The 15,310-nt window shown below is 62.3% G+C and carries 11 protein-coding genes, 1 tRNA gene and 1 pseudogene; 7 read left to right on the forward strand and 6 right to left on the reverse strand.

Annotated elements, in window-relative coordinates; all coding sequences use genetic code 11:
- Positions 1-257: 257 nt before the first annotated feature.
- A complete protein-coding gene (gene aspS / locus NKH36_RS33635; protein ID WP_352966088.1) occupies positions 258-2,141 on the reverse strand; it encodes an aspartate--tRNA ligase in 1,884 nt (627 codons plus the stop codon).
- A gap of 259 nt (positions 2,142-2,400) precedes the next feature.
- On the opposite strand from aspS, the gene NKH36_RS33640 reads away from it, so the two are divergent.
- The 3 genes from NKH36_RS33640 (at position 2,401) to rnd (ending at position 5,567) form a co-directional block, all read left to right on the forward strand.
- Positions 2,401-2,907, forward strand: coding sequence for a DUF3280 domain-containing protein (locus NKH36_RS33640; protein WP_352966077.1), 507 nt, complete (start codon positions 2,401-2,403; stop codon positions 2,905-2,907).
- A gap of 166 nt (positions 2,908-3,073) precedes the next feature.
- A complete protein-coding gene (locus NKH36_RS33645; RefSeq protein WP_352966078.1) occupies positions 3,074-4,318 on the forward strand; it encodes an MFS transporter in 1,245 nt (414 codons plus the stop codon).
- Between the two features lie 97 nt (positions 4,319-4,415).
- Positions 4,416-5,567, forward strand: coding sequence for a ribonuclease D (gene rnd, locus NKH36_RS33650; RefSeq protein WP_352966079.1), 1,152 nt, complete (start codon positions 4,416-4,418; stop codon positions 5,565-5,567).
- A gap of 18 nt (positions 5,568-5,585) precedes the next feature.
- Here rnd and NKH36_RS33655 read toward each other — a convergent pair whose 3' ends face one another.
- Together NKH36_RS33655 and guaB are read right to left on the reverse strand one after the other, a co-directional pair.
- Entirely contained in the window at positions 5,586-6,131 is a 546-nt protein-coding gene (locus tag NKH36_RS33655; protein ID WP_352966080.1) for a hypothetical protein, read from the reverse strand.
- Positions 6,132-6,156: 25 nt separating this feature from the next.
- Complete coding sequence (gene guaB, locus NKH36_RS33660) at positions 6,157-7,659, reverse strand: IMP dehydrogenase (protein ID WP_352966081.1); 1,503 nt, start codon at positions 7,657-7,659, stop codon at positions 6,157-6,159.
- A gap of 399 nt (positions 7,660-8,058) precedes the next feature.
- On the opposite strand from guaB, the pseudogene NKH36_RS33665 reads away from it, so the two are divergent.
- Positions 8,059-9,475 (forward strand): annotated as a pseudogene (locus tag NKH36_RS33665) (MFS transporter).
- Positions 9,476-9,654: 179 nt separating this feature from the next.
- Here the strand turns inward: NKH36_RS33665 and NKH36_RS33670 are convergent.
- Both NKH36_RS33670 and NKH36_RS33675 read right to left on the reverse strand, forming a co-directional pair.
- On the reverse strand, positions 9,655-10,350 hold the full coding sequence (locus NKH36_RS33670) for an RlmE family RNA methyltransferase (RefSeq protein WP_352966082.1): 696 nt from the start codon (positions 10,348-10,350) through the stop codon (positions 9,655-9,657).
- A gap of 58 nt (positions 10,351-10,408) precedes the next feature.
- A complete protein-coding gene (locus NKH36_RS33675) occupies positions 10,409-11,785 on the reverse strand; it encodes a Ppx/GppA phosphatase family protein (RefSeq protein WP_352966083.1) in 1,377 nt (458 codons plus the stop codon).
- Between the two features lie 291 nt (positions 11,786-12,076).
- Here NKH36_RS33675 and NKH36_RS33680 point away from each other — a divergent pair, with 291 nt between their 5' ends.
- Together NKH36_RS33680 and NKH36_RS33685 are read left to right on the forward strand one after the other, a co-directional pair.
- Positions 12,077-13,009 carry a lysylphosphatidylglycerol synthase domain-containing protein gene (locus NKH36_RS33680; RefSeq protein ID WP_352966084.1) on the forward strand — a complete coding sequence of 311 codons (933 nt, stop codon included), beginning with the start codon at positions 12,077-12,079 and terminating at the stop codon, positions 13,007-13,009.
- Between the two features lie 137 nt (positions 13,010-13,146).
- Positions 13,147-13,220: transfer RNA gene (locus NKH36_RS33685), tRNA-Gln, on the forward strand.
- Between the two features lie 1,138 nt (positions 13,221-14,358).
- On the opposite strand, the gene NKH36_RS33690 is transcribed toward NKH36_RS33685, so the two are convergent.
- Positions 14,359-14,586: a hypothetical protein gene (locus NKH36_RS33690; RefSeq protein WP_352966085.1), complete on the reverse strand. Its 228-nt coding sequence runs from the start codon at positions 14,584-14,586 to the stop codon at positions 14,359-14,361.
- A gap of 3 nt (positions 14,587-14,589) precedes the next feature.
- Here NKH36_RS33690 and NKH36_RS33695 point away from each other — a divergent pair, with 3 nt between their 5' ends.
- Entirely contained in the window at positions 14,590-14,793 is a 204-nt protein-coding gene (locus NKH36_RS33695) for a hypothetical protein (RefSeq protein WP_352966086.1), read from the forward strand.
- Positions 14,794-15,310 lie beyond the last annotated feature (517 nt).

Consider the following 15,310-nt stretch of genomic DNA (forward strand, 5'->3'; position numbering starts at 1 on the left):
CTGCATTCTTCGGCTGATGTCACGGCATGGATCCCAGGGTCTGCGCGCGTCGCTTCGCTCCTTGCTCCGCCCTGGGATGACGAAGACGTGGTGGCCTGTGGTTAATCGCCAGCGTTTAGATTGGTGCTGGAGGCCGGGCGGCAGCGGCCGCCCGCAGTTCCAGGCCACAACTTCAGGTAGCGGAAGTTCTCAGAATTCCATGCACAGTCCGATATTCCCGGATGGGATTTCATTAGCAGCGCAGGCGAAGCTGGTGATTAAGCCTCTTTCTTGGTCACCGCGACGCGCAGCGACAATTCGCGAAGCTGCTGCGGGCTGGCTTCCGACGGCGCGCTCATCAACAGGTCATAGGCCTGCTGGTTCATCGGGAACATCGTCACTTCGCGCAGGTTCCTGGCGCCGACCAGCAGCATGACGACGCGGTCGATGCCGGCCGCCATGCCGCCATGCGGCGGTGCGCCGTACTGGAAAGCGCGGTAGAGGCCACCGAAGCGCTCCTCGACGGTCTCGCGGTCCAGCCCGACAGTCTCGAACGCCTTGACCATGGTTTCCGGCAGATGGTTGCGGATGCCGCCAGACGCGATCTCGAAACCATTGCAGACCAAGTCATACTGGAACGCCTTGATCCCAAGCAGATCCTCGCCGTTGAGCGCGTCGATGCCGCCTTGCGGCATGGAAAACGGATTGTGGGCGAAATCGATCTTTTTCTCGTCCTCGTTCCATTCGAAGAAGGGAAAGTCGACGATCCAGCACAGTTCGAAGCGGTCGCGGTCGACAAGGTTCAGCTCCTCGCCGGCGCGGGTGCGCGCCGCGCCCGCGAACGAGACGAATTTCTTCGGGTCGCCGGCGACGAAGAAGGCGGCGTCGCCATCGGCAAGACCGAGTTGCTGGCGGATCGCCTCGGTGCGCTCCTCGCCGATGTTCTTGGCGAGCGGACCGGCGCCTTCGATACCTCCGGCATTTTCATATGCTACTGCTGAGATGATCTCGTCAATTTTATCCGGATCTGAGTCAGGCAGATCCAAAGCAGCGGATGACGACATGGTCGGCTCAAGACCCCGCCAGAAGATGTAACCCAGTCCCGGCTGGCCCTCGCCTTGCGCCCAGGAGTTCATGCGGTCGCAGAAGGCACGGCTGCCACCGGTTTTTGCCGGAATGGCCCAGACCTCGGCCTTGGGGTCGTTGGCCAGGATGTTGGCGAACACCTTGAAACCCGAATCGCGGAAGTGTTCCGAGACATTCTGCATCTCGATCGGGTTGCGCAGGTCCGGTTTGTCGGTGCCGTATTTGCGCATGGCGACGTCATAGGCGATGCGCGGAAACTCCTGCGTCACCGGCTTGCCGGCGGCAAAGGCCTCGAACACGCCGCGCATGACCGGCTCCATCGTCGCCAGCACGTCGTCCTGCTCGACGAAGCTCATCTCCACGTCAAGCTGGTAGAATTCGCCCGGCAGGCGGTCGGCGCGCGGGTCCTCGTCGCGGAAGCAAGGCGCGATCTGGAAGTAGCGGTCAAAGCCCGACACCATGATCAATTGCTTGTATATCTGCGGTGCCTGCGGCAGCGCGTAGAAGGTGCCGGGATGGATGCGCGACGGCACCAGGAAGTCGCGCGCCCCTTCGGGCGACGAAGCGGTCAGGATCGGTGTCGAGAATTCGGTGAAGCCGACCTCGCCCATGCGCTTGCGCATCTCGGCGATGATTTTGGTGCGCGCCACGATGTTCTTGTGCAGCGTGTCGCGGCGCAGGTCGAGGAAGCGGTATTTGAGACGAATGTCCTCGGGATAATCCGGCTCGCCGAACACCGGCAGCGGCAGTTCCTTGGCCGCCGACAGCACTTCGATCTCGCGCGCGAAAACCTCGATCTCGCCGGTCGGCAGGTTGGCGTTCGCCGTCTCGGCAAGGCGCGCCTTGACCTCGCCGTCGACACGGATGACCCACTCGCCGCGCACCGTCTCGGCGATCTTGAAGGCCGGCGAATCCGGATCGGCGACGATCTGGGTCAGGCCATAGTGGTCGCGCAAATCGATGAAGAGCAGGCCGCCATGGTCGCGCACGCGATGCACCCAGCCCGACAGACGAACGGAAGAGCCGACGTCGCTCTTCCTCAACTGGGCACAGGTATGGCTGCGGTAACGATGCATTGTCATTGGTAAGTCCGGATGTTGATTGCGGCCAAGGCATGATGGCCCGGCCCGAAAATTTGCGCGAAAAGCACATGAGAGGCCGCCTTTGTCAAGGCAGACGGCGCTCGGGTGGCATCTCAGGTTGGACTTCGGCTTTCGCTCGAGGCTCTCTGAAAAGATCCCGCCACAGTTAAAGCGTAGAGTTTTGCTCTGCTTTGATCGTGATTAGGGTAGCCAAGCCGTGTACAATGGCTGTCACATCGATGGGAGGACTACCATGCGCATTCGCACATTGACTGTCCTGGTGATGCTGCTTGTCGGCACCTGCACATTTGCGCACGCTCAGCAGACAAAGCCGATGTCAATCGAGGTGTTTCCATTCGAATTGGAGGACAAGAGCGCCGGGGCAGGAATAATTCCGCCGGATGAACACGATAGGCGCTATTTGTCCGAGTCGGCACAAGTTGCGAAGGACATGCTCTCCCAGTCCGGACGTTTTACAGTGGTTGATGTGCCAGCGATGGATGAGCAGGCGGTTGCGCCGCACGGATTGCGCAACTGCGGCGGCTGTGAAGGCAAAATCGCTAAAGAGCACGGCGCGTCTCTTGCCTTGCTGGGCGTCGTAACGCGCGTCAACCGAACAGAGCATACCATGTTCATTCGCATCCTCGACGCTGACACCGGGAACCCTGTTTCGCAGGGCTTTACCGATCTTCGCATGGGTCCGAACTACGCGTGGCCCCGTTCCGTGAAATGGCTGATGACAAACAGAATTCTGCGGTAGGACGCCCACCATCCCAGCGCGCCATCGGGAGCGCGAAAGATCGCCCCCTCAGCTAAAAATCAAACTGAGAAACTGATTGTCGGCGCTGGCCTGCTAACCGCCGGGAATTGCCGCTGGCATTGGCGCGGGCGATGGTTCAAGAAGGATCAACGACAGGCCTTCCTTCATGTCCTCCATGCGCCCGCTGATCCCCCTCCTTATTGCCGCCGGCATCCTGCTCGGCGGCAACGGCCTGCAGAGCACCTTGATCGCGCTGCGCGGTGCGCAGGAGGGATTTTCGGCCTCGACCATCGGCCTGATGGGCACATTCTATTTCGCCGGCTTCCTGCTCGGCTGCCTCGCCGTCACCCACATCATGAAGGCCGTCGGCCATGTGCGCGCCTTTTCGGCGCTGGCGGCGATCGCTTCGGCCGGAACATTGCTTTTGGTGCTGGTCGTCGATCCGGTTATGTGGTGCGCGGTGCGCTTTGCCGGCGGATTCTGCTTCGCCGGCCTGTTCACGATCATGGAAGCCTGGCTCAATTCCGGAGTCGCCAACAGGGACCGCGCTCGGGTGCTGGCCATTTACAGGATGGTCGACATCGGTTCGGTCACAGGCGCACAGTTCCTGATCCCGATCTTCGGCGCCGGCGGTTTCGCCATCTTCGCCATCATGTCGATCATGATCACGCTCTCGCTGGTGCCGGTGTCGCTCGGCGACCGCTCCAATCCGACTCCGCCGGAGGACGTCAAGCTCGACCTGGCCCGCGTCTGGCGGATTTCGCCGCTCGGCTGCTTTGGCTGCATCGCCGTCGGCGTCACCAACAGCGCCTTCCGCACATTGTCGCCGGTCTATGCCGAACAGATCGGCATGTCGGTCACCGACGTCGTCACTTTCGTCAGCGTCGGCATCTTCGGCGGCGCCATCATCCAGTACCCGCTCGGCTATCTGTCCGACCGCTGGGACCGGCGTTCCGTGCTGCTGATGACGACGTGCTGCGCGCTGCTCGCATCGCTGGCGCTGGTGTTCTGGGCGCGCAGCGACCCGTCCCTCAACTTCGTGATCGTCTTCATCTTCGGCTGCTTCGCAATGCCGCTCTACTCGCTATCGGCGGCGCACTCCAACGACCGCGCCGACAAGGGCGAGTTCGTGCTGATCAACGCGGCGCTGATGCTGTTCTATTCCTTCGGCGCCATTGGCGGGCCGTTCGCCGCCTCGACGGCGATGCAGTATTTCGGGCCAAGCGCGCTGTTCGTGTTCACCGCCGTCGTCTACGCCATCTTCGTCGTCGTCATCCTCTACCGGATGCAGGTGCGATCCGGCGTGCCGGCCGGCCATCGCAGCCGTTTCATCGGCCTTTTGCGCACATCGACGGTCTTCGCCCGGCTGGCCAAGCGCAACGATGATTCCGACGGGCCTGCGAAGCAATGATGACGGCCCCATATGCCTTGAACCCGGGACTCCGGCTTGACGAAAGCCCGCGCGGCTGAAATTGAAGGAGACCTTACCCTTTGCCAAAAGCGATTTGATGCACGTCATCACTACCCAAGAAGAACTCGAGACCGCTGTTGCCGCGTTCGAAAAGTCGGATTTCGTCACCGTCGACACCGAATTCATTCGCGAGACGACCTTTTGGCCGATCCTCTGCCTGATCCAGATGGCGGCGCCCGGCGTGACGGCGCTGATCGATCCGCTGTCACCCGATATCGACCTCAAGCCGTTCTTCAGGCTGATGGCCAACGAGGCCGTCGTCAAAGTCTTCCATGCGGCGCGCCAGGACATCGAAATTATCGTTCATCTCGGTGATCTGGTCCCGCATCCGGTGTTCGACACCCAGGTGGCGGCGATGGTTTGCGGCTTCGGCGACAGCGTCTCCTATGACCAGCTCGTCCAGAAGATAACCGGCGCTCGGCTCGACAAGTCCTCACGTTTCACCGACTGGCGCCACCGGCCGCTTTCCGAGAAGCAGCTCGACTACGCGCTTGCCGACGTCACCCATTTGATCGAGGTCTACCAGCACCTCAGCGCCGAGCTGGTGCGCGAGAACCGCGCCCATTGGCTGAACGAGGAGATGGAACTTCTGACCGCGCGCGAAACCTACGATCCGCATCCGGAGGACGCCTGGAAGCGGCTGAAGATGCGGCTGCGCAAGCCGCAGGAGCTGGCGATCGTGCAAGCGGTGGCGGCATGGCGGGAGCGCGAGGCGCGCGAACGCGACGTGCCGCGCGGCCGGGTGCTCAAGGACGACGCCATCTACGAGGTGGCGCAGCAGGCGCCGCGCGATGCGGCAGCACTCGGCAAGCTGCGCACCACGCCGAAAGGCTGGGAACGCTCAGTGGCGGCAACGGCGCTGCTTGGCGCGATCAACAGCGCGCTTGCCTTGCCCAGGGAAGAGATGCCGAAGCTGCCGAAGAGTTTTCAGCCGCCCGAAGGCTCCAATGCCGCCGCGGAACTGTTGAAAGTGCTGTTGCGGATCGTTGCCGAAAGGGAGGGCGTCGCTTCGAAGGTGCTGGCCTCCAGCGACGACATCGATCGCATCGCCGCCGAAGGCGAGGCCGCCGACGTGCCGGCCTTGCAAGGCTGGCGACGCGCCGTGTTCGGCGAGGTCGCGCTCAAACTGGTGCGCGGCGAGATCGCGATCAAGTTCGACAAGCGCAAGATCGCGCTGTTCGATTTGTAGTCTTGAGCCTGCTTGGTCCTAAGCTTGGCGCTGTTTCTGACCGGCCAGATGAAAAACCGCGATGACGATCACCGGTATCGCCAGAAGCGCGAATTTGGTGACGATCAGCGCCGAGGCGAAGGACAGCGAATCCGGATTGGCCGACAGGAAATCAGAGAGCAGGCGGGCCACCGCGATGTTCTGCGCATAATCGGCAAGCGTGTAGGGCAGCACCAGGAGGAGCGCGAACAGCGACTGGAGCTGCGCGGACAGAGCCCGGAAGTTCTTCAGCCGCCGCCCCGTGGCCAGGATCAGGCTGACCAATGTCAGCGACAGCAGCGCCGGGAACAGCAAGTCGAAGGTCAGATAGTGCCAGACCAGAATGATCTCACTGCCGCGCCGGCCGAGCGCCGTCAGCCAAGCCATGCCCTCATCGGGGGTGAAACCGGTCCAGCGCAAATCAAGCGACGGCAGGCCACCACTCAGCTGGCGGAAATACAGGAACTCCATCACCGTCATGGCGACGAAAACCGCCATCGCGACAAAACAGAGCGCGGCAGCATGGCGTGACAGCCGCAGCATCATTGCCGTCAGGCTTCGTGCGAGTTGGTTAGGCTCCGCCGGGGTAATTCGGGCTTTCGCGGGTGATCGTGACGTCATGGGCGTGGCTTTCACGAAGTCCGGCGTTGGATATGCGTACAAAGGTGGCGCGGTCGCGGAAATCGGCAAGATCGCGACCGCCGACGTACCCCATAGCTGCTTTGAGGCCGCCGGCAAGTTGGTGCAGCACGCCGGACACAGGTCCTTTGTAGGGCACCTGGCCTTCGATGCCTTCCGGCACCAGCTTCAGCGTGTCGCGCACCTCTGCCTGGAAATAGCGGTCGGCAGAGCCGCGCGCCATGGCGCCGACCGAACCCATGCCGCGATAGGCTTTGAACGAGCGGCCCTGGTGCAGATAGACTTCGCCCGGGCTCTCGTCGGTACCTGCCAGCAGCGAGCCGATCATGGCGGCACTGGCGCCGGCGGCGAGCGCCTTGGCGAGATCGCCGGAATATTTGATGCCGCCATCGGCAATGACCGAGACGCCCGATTTCTGCGCCGTCTCGACTGCCGACATGATCGCCGAAAGCTGCGGCATGCCGACGCCGGCGACGATGCGGGTGGTGCAGATGGAACCGGGCCCGATGCCGACCTTGACGGCATCGGCGCCGGCATCGATCAGCGCCAGCGTGCCTTCTGATGTGGCGACGTTGCCGGCCAGGATGCGGACCGAATTGGACAGTTTCTTGGCCCGCGTCACCGCATCCAGGACACGTTGCGAGTGACCATGCGCGGTGTCGATCACCAGAAGATCGACGCCGGCGTCGATCAGGCGCTCGGCGCGCTCGAACCCGTCATCGCCGACGCTGGTGGCGGCCGCCGCGCGCAAGCGCCCCTGCACGTCCTTGGTGGCGTGCGGGTTGAGCTGCGATTTCTCGATGTCCTTGACGGTGATCAGCCCGACGCAATTGCCGTCGCTATCGACCACGACCAGCTTTTCGATGCGGTGCTGGTGCAGGAGCCGCTTGGCCTCGTCCTGATCGACGTTCTCCTTGACCGTGATCAGGTTCTCACGGGTCATCAGCTCGTAGACTTTCTGGGCCGGCTCGGAAGCGAAACGCACGTCGCGGTTGGTCAGGATGCCGACCAGCCGTCCGACCGTATGCCCGCCAGCGCCGCCATTCTCGACCACGGGAATGCCCGAGATGCTGTAGGTGCGCATCAGACCCAGCGCGTCGGCGAGCGTCGCATCGGGACCGATGGTGACGGGGTTCACCACCATGCCAGATTCGAATTTCTTCACTTGCCGCACCTGCTCGGCCTGTTCGGCCGGCGAGAAATTGCGGTGGATGACGCCGATGCCGCCTGCCTGGGCCATGGCGATGGCGAGACGCGCCTCGGTGACGGTATCCATGGCGGCGGAGAGGATCGGCACGTTGAGGTCGATGTCGCCGGCGATGCGGGTGCGGATATCGGTCTCACCCGGCATAACCTCGGAATGACCCGGCTGCAGCAGCACGTCGTCAAAGGTCAACGCCAATGCGCCCGTGGACGTTTCGATAATCTTTGCCATGGCCAGCCCTCGGAATGCATGAAAAGCGCTGGACCGGATGGACAGCGCCGACTCGTCTTCTTCCCTTTCAGGATTGGCGCTGGCTCGTAACACGTCCCGTCGCCGATGAAAAGCCGATTGGTTGTGCACGTATGTGGGCGCGTGGTCATTGCTTTGTGACGGCAATTATGCTAGGAATTTATTCATGGTGCTGATTTGCGCCAACGACCCGCCGCCGAGGCGGGTTTTTTTATTTTGCGCCATTCTCGCAGACTCCTCACTGGCACGGCTGCCAGGGTCGCACAAATGTGACGGCAAAGTAAGGCGACATCCGACCCAGCCCGTGGTAACCGCCCTGCGTGTCGGCTTGCCCCAGAGAGACCGCACGTCGGCGGTGAACATTCAATCCGGACGCGTTCCATGAACCGCACCATTCCGCTTATCCTGGCGGTCGCTCTTTTCATGGAAAATGGATTCGACCGTTATCGCAACGTCGCTGCCGGCGATCGCCATCGACCTCCAGACCAGCCCGGTCGCGCTCAAGCTGGCGCTGACCGCCTATCTGGCGTCGCTGGCGGTGTTCATTTCGATCAGCGGCTGGATGGCCGACCGCTTCGGCGCCAAGAATGTGTTTCGCGCGGCGATCGCAGTGTTCATCGTCGGTTCGGTCGCTTGCGCGGTGTCCAATTCGCTGCCGGCTTTCGTGATGTCGCGCTTCCTGCAAGGCATTGGCAGCACCATGATGACGCCGGTGGGACGCCTTGTGCTGGTGCGTGCCACGCCGAAAAACGAGCTCGTCGCCGCCATGTCGTGGCTGAGCATTCCGGCGCTGGTCGGGCCGCTCGTCGGGCCGCCGGTCGGCGGTTTCATCACCACCTATTTCACCTGGCACTGGATCTTCCTGATCAATGTGCCGATCGGGCTGATCGGCATCTGGCTCGCCACGCGCTTCCTGCCGGAGACCGAACCGGCGCAGACGCCGCCGCTCGACTTCATCGGCTTCGTTCAGAGCGGGCTGGCGGCATCGGGCATCGTGTTCGGCCTGTCGGTGGTCAGCCTGCCGGCCTTGCCGCCGATTGCCGGCTTCCTCACCGTAGCTGTCGGGCTGGTGTCAGCCGTGCTTTACCTCCTGCATGCGCGCCGCGCCAGGAACCCGCTGCTGGCGCTCGATCTGTTCCGCAACCAGGTGTTCCGCTCCTCGGTCCTCGGCGGCGGACTGTTCCGCATCGGTATAGGCGCCGTGCCTTTCCTTTTGCCGCTGATGTTCCAGATCGGTTTCGGGCTGACGCCGTTCCAATCGGGAATGATCACTTTCGTGGCGGCGGTCGGCGCCATCGGCATGAAATTCGTCACTGCACTGATCTTCAGGGTCGCCGGATTCCGCCGCGTGCTGATCTTCGGCTCGCTGATCGCGGCGGCGACGATCGCCATCAACGGCCTGTTCACGCCGGACACACCCTACCTGCTGATCCTCGCCGCCCTGCTGGCCGGTGGCTTCATCCACTCGATGTTCTTCACCGGCATCAACGCGCTTGCCTATGCCGAGATTTCGGCCGCCGACACCAGCAGGGCAACGCCGATCGCCGCGGTGTTCCAGCAACTGTCGATCGCGCTTGGCGTGGCGCTGGCCGGCGGCATCCTGGAAGTGTCGACGACAATCCATGGCGGGTCGCTGACGCTAAGCGACTTCCACATCGCGTTCTTTATCGTCGCGGCGGTGTCGGCGGCCGCATCGCTGTCATTCATGCGGCTGGCGCCGAACGCCGGCAACGCCGTATCGGGATATAGCGGGCTGACAGCGCCGAAGACGCTGGGATTGGGTCCACCGGGGAGTTGAGGCTCCTTCCCTTCTCTCCTTGTGGGAGAAGGTGGATCGGCGCGCAGCGCCGAGACGGATGAGGGGTGTTGGAAGAAACGAGGCGATGATAACCGCAATCGAGTTCCCAAGCTGGAACACCCCTCATCCGACCTCGCTTCGCGAGGCCACCTTCTCCCACAAGGGGAGAAGGAAAGACGCTAACCCTTAAAATCCTTCGCCAGCAGATAAAGCTCTACCGACTCATCGCGCGAGGCCGGCGGCTTGACGTGATGGACCGAGCGGAAATTCTGCTTGAGCCTGGCGAGCAACTCGTTCTCGGCGCCGCCCTGAAAAGTCTTGGCGAGGAAATGGCCGCCCGGCTTCAGCACCGACAGGGCGAAATCAGCCGCCACGTCGCACAGATACATGGTGCGGATGTGGTCGGTCCGGCGGTGGCCGGTGGTCGGCGCCGCCATGTCGGACAAAACGATGTCCGGTCGGCCGCCCAGCGTTTCGGCGAGCTTTTCCGGCGCCTGGGGGTCGAGAAAATCCATCAACAGCACCGGCGCGCCGGGCACCGCATCCATTTTGAGATAGTCGATGCCGACGACGTGCGGATGTTCGGCCGTCGATTTCGTGCGCGCGGCGGCGACCTGGCACCAGCCGCCAGGTGCCGCGCCAAGGTCGATGACCTTCATGCCGGGCTTGAGCAGATGGTGCTTGTCGTCAATCTCGATCAGCTTGTAGGCCGCGCGCGAACGGTAGCCGTCGGCCTTGGAGCGCTGGACATAGGGATCGTTGATGTGGCGCTGCAGCCAGCGGCGCGACGATTCCTTCAGGCCACTTTTCTTCTTGATCCGCGTCTTCAGCACGCGAATGCTGGCAGAGCCTGGTTTTTCCGGTTTCTTGGTCATTGCTTGACTTCTTGTTTGAGCATGATCTCCAGCGAAAACCGATTGCCACTTTTCTGGATCATGCTCTGCCACGTCCACTGTTGCGCCAGACACCGTCATCGGCCATCAATTCACTCAATATTCCCTCGCGCAGGCCGCGGTCGGCGACGCGCAGCCGCTCCGACGGCCACACCGCGCGGATTGCTTCCAGGATGGCGCAGCCGGCCAGCACCAGATCGGCGCGATCGGCGCCGATGCAAGGGTTGGCGACGCGCTGCTGGAAATCCCAGCCGACCAGCTTCTCGACCATGCGGTCGACGCTGTCGCGGTCCATCCACAGCCCGTCGACCCGGCGGCGGTCGTAGCGTTCCAGGTCAAGGTGGACGCCGGCCAGCGTCGTCACCGTGCCCGAGGTGCCGAGCAGATGGAATTTCGGGCTGGCGAGCACGTGACTCAGCCGGTCGCGCCCGTCGAAGGCGTGCAGGCGCACGGCCACATCCTCGACCATGGCGGCAAAGATCTCGCGGGTGACGGTGCGGCCGCCGAAGCGCTCGGCCAGCGAGACGACGCCGACCGGCAGCGACGTCCAGGAGACGATGTGGTTGGCGAGCCTCGGCGAGCGGTGGCCGGTGAGGTCGATCAGCGCGATTTCCGAGGAGCCGCCGCCGATGTCGAACAGGACGACGCCTTGCGTGTCGCGGTCGACCAGCGAGCCGCAGCCTGACACCGCCAGCCGCGCCTCGGTCTGGCGGTCAATGATTTCGAGCTTCAAGCCGGCCTCACGCTCGACGCGGTCGAGGAACTCGGCGCCGTTCGCGGCCGTGCGGCAGGCTTCGGTGGCGATCAGCCGGGCCTTCCTGATCTTGCGGCTGCGCAGTTTGTCGCCGCAGATCTTCAGCGCCTCGACCGCACGGTCCATCGCCGGCTGCCCGAGCCGGCCATTGGCGGTGAGGCCCTCGCCCAGCCTGACGATGCGCGAGAAAGCGTCGATGACGCGGAACTGGCCGTGGCGCGTCGGCACCGCCACCAACAGCCGGCAATTGTTCGTACCGAGATCGAGTGCGGCAAACACCGGCAGTTCCTGTGCCGGCGAGCGGCGAACATCCTGCTCCGGCATGCTTGGCGCAGCTGAGGCCAAAGGCGCGACGATCGCCACGGGCGAGCGGCTGGCTGGAGCGCTGCCGGCGGCCGCTGACAGCCCGGCCGCTGCGAGGTGAGCGTCATCGCGCACAAAGACCTTGCGGCCGCGCCGACGTTTTCGCCGCTTCCTGGTCTTGGCCTTCTGATTCTGGCCATTTTGATGAGACGCGTCGCCTGCCCGTCCGTAACCGGACCAAGGCTGCACCGGGCGGCCATTCTGCCGGCCGGCGGATGGGCTTGCCTGGCCCGAAGGCGGCGGCGAAGCCCTGGACACGCCCACTTCCGGCGCGCCGGCGCCGGTGTCGTGGTCTTCCACTTCAGTTCCTTCCGGCGCCGCGCGAACCGGAGACCGGACGCAGCAGGCGCTTTCATGTGTTCTAAGTTGCCGCCAGACTAGCAGCGCCGGGCCGGATCACCAAGAGCGCAGGGGCCGAATTTTGCCGGCGGCGTGAAGCGGCAGCAGGACGAGCCGCGCGTTGCCGGTTGAATAGCCGGCTTCGATAAGGCATTTCTGAAATGGCGGGAATGGAACATTCGGAATCGCGGCCAGTTTTCCTGACGCGAACCCGAAAAGGGCAACGGGGCTGCAGCGCATGATCGTCACGCCATGAATTGGAGGCGCTATTTCTGGCCGGTCGTCGGCGTTGCGGCGGTCGTCTTCTCGCTGTGGCTGCTGCTGCATGAGCTGCGCGGCATCTCGCTCGACGATGTCTGGGACGGCATCGCCGCCATCCCCGCCCGCGGCTGGGTGCTCGCCGGGCTGAGCTCGGTCATCGCCTATGCATCGCTGGCCGGCTACGACCACATCGCGCTCCTGCATATCGGCAGACGAGTCTCTTGGCTGTTCGTCACCTTCTGCTCATTCACCACTTATGCGCTGTCGCACAATATCGGCGGCTCGGTATTTTCAGGCGCGGTGATCCGCTACCGCGCTTACGGAACCAGGGGCCTGACCGGAAAGGATGTCGGCGTGCTGGTGGCGATCTGCTGGATCACCTTCGTGCTGTCAACGATCCTGGTCTCCGGCCTCGTGCTGGTCTTCGAGCCTGAAATCATCGACCGGTTCTCCGGCCTACCGCACCATGGCCTGACCGTAGCCGCGGGCGTCGCCATGCTGCTGCTGGTGGCGGCCTATGTCTTCGGCAGCTGGCTGCATCTCAGACCGCTGAAGATCGGCAGCTTCCAGGTCCACTATCCGGCGCTGCCGATCGTCGCGCGGCAATTGCTGATCGGCCCGATCGAGCTTCTGGCGGCGGCGGCGATCATCTTCTTCGCCCTGCCCGTATCAGGCAATCCCGGCTATTTTGTCGTGCTCGGCGTTTTCCTAGTGTCGTTCTCGATCGCTCAGATCTCGCATGCGCCGGGCGGGCTCGGCGTGTTCGAGGTCGTCTTCCTCGCCGGCCTGTCGCAAATGGATCCGGTCGGCGTGCTGGCCGCGCTGCTGGTGTTCCGGCTGTTCTACCTGATCATCCCGCTGGTCATCGCGCTCGGCGTGGTGCTGTATTTTGAGCACTCGCAGCTCGGGCGAAGGGAGGGTTGAGGGGCGGCATTGAACCACGCCCCTATGAAACGTGGTGATTGAAGGGCTGCGCAGGCTTGACTATTTTCCGGCGGCGGCTACAAGGCACGCGCGGCATCGTCGCCCTGCCCGCGCTGTTTTCTTCAACTGCGCCCTGCTGGGGAATAGGTTAACGGTAGACCCACGGACTCTGACTCCGTTAGTCCTGGTTCGAATCCAGGTTCCCCAGCCAAACAAAATCAAGCACTTAACTATCGAAACCGCCAAAATCCATGTTGCTGACCCCGAAATGAGCGGCAACATAAGCCCTTGATTTGTAAGGCGTGGGAATGAGCGGAGGCTGCAAATAGCAACATGGGTAGCAACATGGCGACATGAAAAACCCCGCCGAAGCGGGGCTTATCTGTGTTGAAGGGGATCGAACGTCAGGCAGCGAGTTCGGCAGCCCACTCTGGTGTCAGCAAGCAAACCGCCCATGCCACGTCATCGATCGGCTTAAGGCTGGCGCCTAATATCACTCTGTTGCGGTTCGGATCCTCCACAGCAAAGGACCGAACACCATAAATTTCACCTAGTTTGCCAGCCTTCTGTCTCATCATCACCAATGACGGCATCGGCTGGTCGTGGTGTGTGATCCATGCCCCTAGTTCGAATTGCCAGTCAGCGTCGATTCTGGCAGCGTTTTCGTGGACCGTTCATTTGGAAGCCTCCAGGTTGCGGCTCTCACAAAGCCAAGCCGGAAGAGGCACCGGCAGCCGGGGTGTGAGACGACCTGGAAATCGCCGGCAAGCCTTTAGGTCTCGACCTTGGACATAGCTATGCCACCCCGCCCAACGTCTGGTCCGCCGCCGGGTCGACCCATGTGCCCCTTCTTCCCTTGCAAAGCATGGCCGAGAATCAAAGCGGATGCAAGCGCAAATGTCTCGTAACCTCTTGAAATCGTTATGAGTTTTTCGCCTTAAAAGTCAAGCCGCGAGATATGAAAGCGCCTACTTGCTGATTGTGCTTGTGAATTCGCACAGCGGTCACGTCGGCGGCCTGGTTGCTGCGGCCCTCCCTTGGAAAGCATCAGTCGCCCACCTTCCGCGATCACGCCTTATCCACGGTCGCAAGCTCTGTTAGCTTTATTTGTGCGGCGGACCCCAATCCGCCAGGCCGGCGCCCTACAGGCAATCTACCCCAACGCCCCCCAAAGTGGCGCCGGCCACTTTCAGCGCACTCGTTCGAATGTTGGCTTCCAATCGCGATTGCGCTGCCCGCTACTGGCCTTCGTAGTCAGGAATGATTGTGAGAAGGCCCGCTGACGATCAGTCTTCGAAGCAGGCGGAAAGCCATGACGGGTTTGAGATGGATGGACTGTTTAACGGTTCTCAGCAACCTTCCGCCTTCAGGGATCGCACCATTCGCACCACAATCGGATCGTACGGGATTTTTTCATCGCTGCTGTAATTTATGACAAAGAGCGCGGCACGGTCGTTGCAGACCGCAATGGCGCGGACATATCGGATCTGTTCGTTCTTGATGCCCGAGTAGCTGGCCCATCTCAGCGTGACGCGCCTATAGGTCAGTTTCCAGCCCTCCTTTTCATCTTCGACCATGCGGTGCTCGATCTCGGCGCGAAAGCTGTGCTCGCCGAGCCTTGCGCCCCACACGGTAAGAAGGGCATCGTTTTCGCCCCGAAATTCCGCGCCCTGGTCCGAACGCTGCGTCAGGACAAAGCCAGGGGGAACATCGAATATGAAGCCAAACTGCCTGACGCCGAAAAACTGCCACGATTGCGCTTGGAGAAGCGTGCTGCAAAATAAAATCGAAACGAGGCTCAACAGAAAACGTGCCATTGGCATTAAATTAGCGTCGCGTCATATACTGTCCAGACCGGACAAGATTGGCGACAAAGAAAAAGTAGCAGACGACTTGCCGCTGATGTCAGCCTCGTGCGCGAAAGAAGCGGCCCGCTGTCGGGAGCAGCGAGCCAAACTAATGGGCCGGACGAGCATGGCGCGCGGGGTTGCCCAATAGCATCCTCGAGGAAGCATCAGCGTGTTCAACGCACGGGCCACCTGGGTTGTCGAGATGATGGTTAGCCTGCTTCTGGTCGCCATGTAGTGATCGATAAAATCGGCGTTTGATTTCGTACCTGTTGGCCATCTGCGACTCCGTTTTGAAAGCACAACAGCGGCCAGGCTAAAGCGGCATTAACAATTCATCTGCGCCGCCGAATTTGACAGCACGGCGCTTCACCTCGCAGATCTTAAGGCGAACAGCCCCGCTCCGCAGATCAAAACTGCGCCGAGAACGGTGGTGATCTTCGGCACCTCGTCG

Source organism: Mesorhizobium sp. M1312 (genome assembly GCF_040318115.1).
In the GTDB taxonomy this organism is placed as follows: domain Bacteria; phylum Pseudomonadota; class Alphaproteobacteria; order Rhizobiales; family Rhizobiaceae; genus Mesorhizobium.

Bases quoted from the DNA above. Each gene is read 5' to 3' on its own strand.
- aspS (WP_352966088.1), bottom strand. From the start codon at position 2,141: ATGCATCGTTACCGCAGCCATACCTGTGCCCAGTTGAGGAAGAGCGAC.
- NKH36_RS33640 (WP_352966077.1), top strand. From the start codon at position 2,401: ATGCGCATTCGCACATTGACTGTCCTGGTGATGCTGCTTGTCGGCACC.
- NKH36_RS33645 (WP_352966078.1), top strand. From the start codon at position 3,074: ATGTCCTCCATGCGCCCGCTGATCCCCCTCCTTATTGCCGCCGGCATC.
- rnd (WP_352966079.1), top strand. From the start codon at position 4,416: ATGCACGTCATCACTACCCAAGAAGAACTCGAGACCGCTGTTGCCGCG.
- NKH36_RS33655 (WP_352966080.1), bottom strand. From the start codon at position 6,131: ATGATGCTGCGGCTGTCACGCCATGCTGCCGCGCTCTGTTTTGTCGCG.
- guaB (WP_352966081.1), bottom strand. From the start codon at position 7,659: ATGGCAAAGATTATCGAAACGTCCACGGGCGCATTGGCGTTGACCTTT.
- NKH36_RS33670 (WP_352966082.1), bottom strand. From the start codon at position 10,350: ATGACCAAGAAACCGGAAAAACCAGGCTCTGCCAGCATTCGCGTGCTG.
- NKH36_RS33680 (WP_352966084.1), top strand. From the start codon at position 12,077: ATGAATTGGAGGCGCTATTTCTGGCCGGTCGTCGGCGTTGCGGCGGTC.
- NKH36_RS33690 (WP_352966085.1), bottom strand. From the start codon at position 14,586: ATGGTCGAAGATGAAAAGGAGGGCTGGAAACTGACCTATAGGCGCGTC.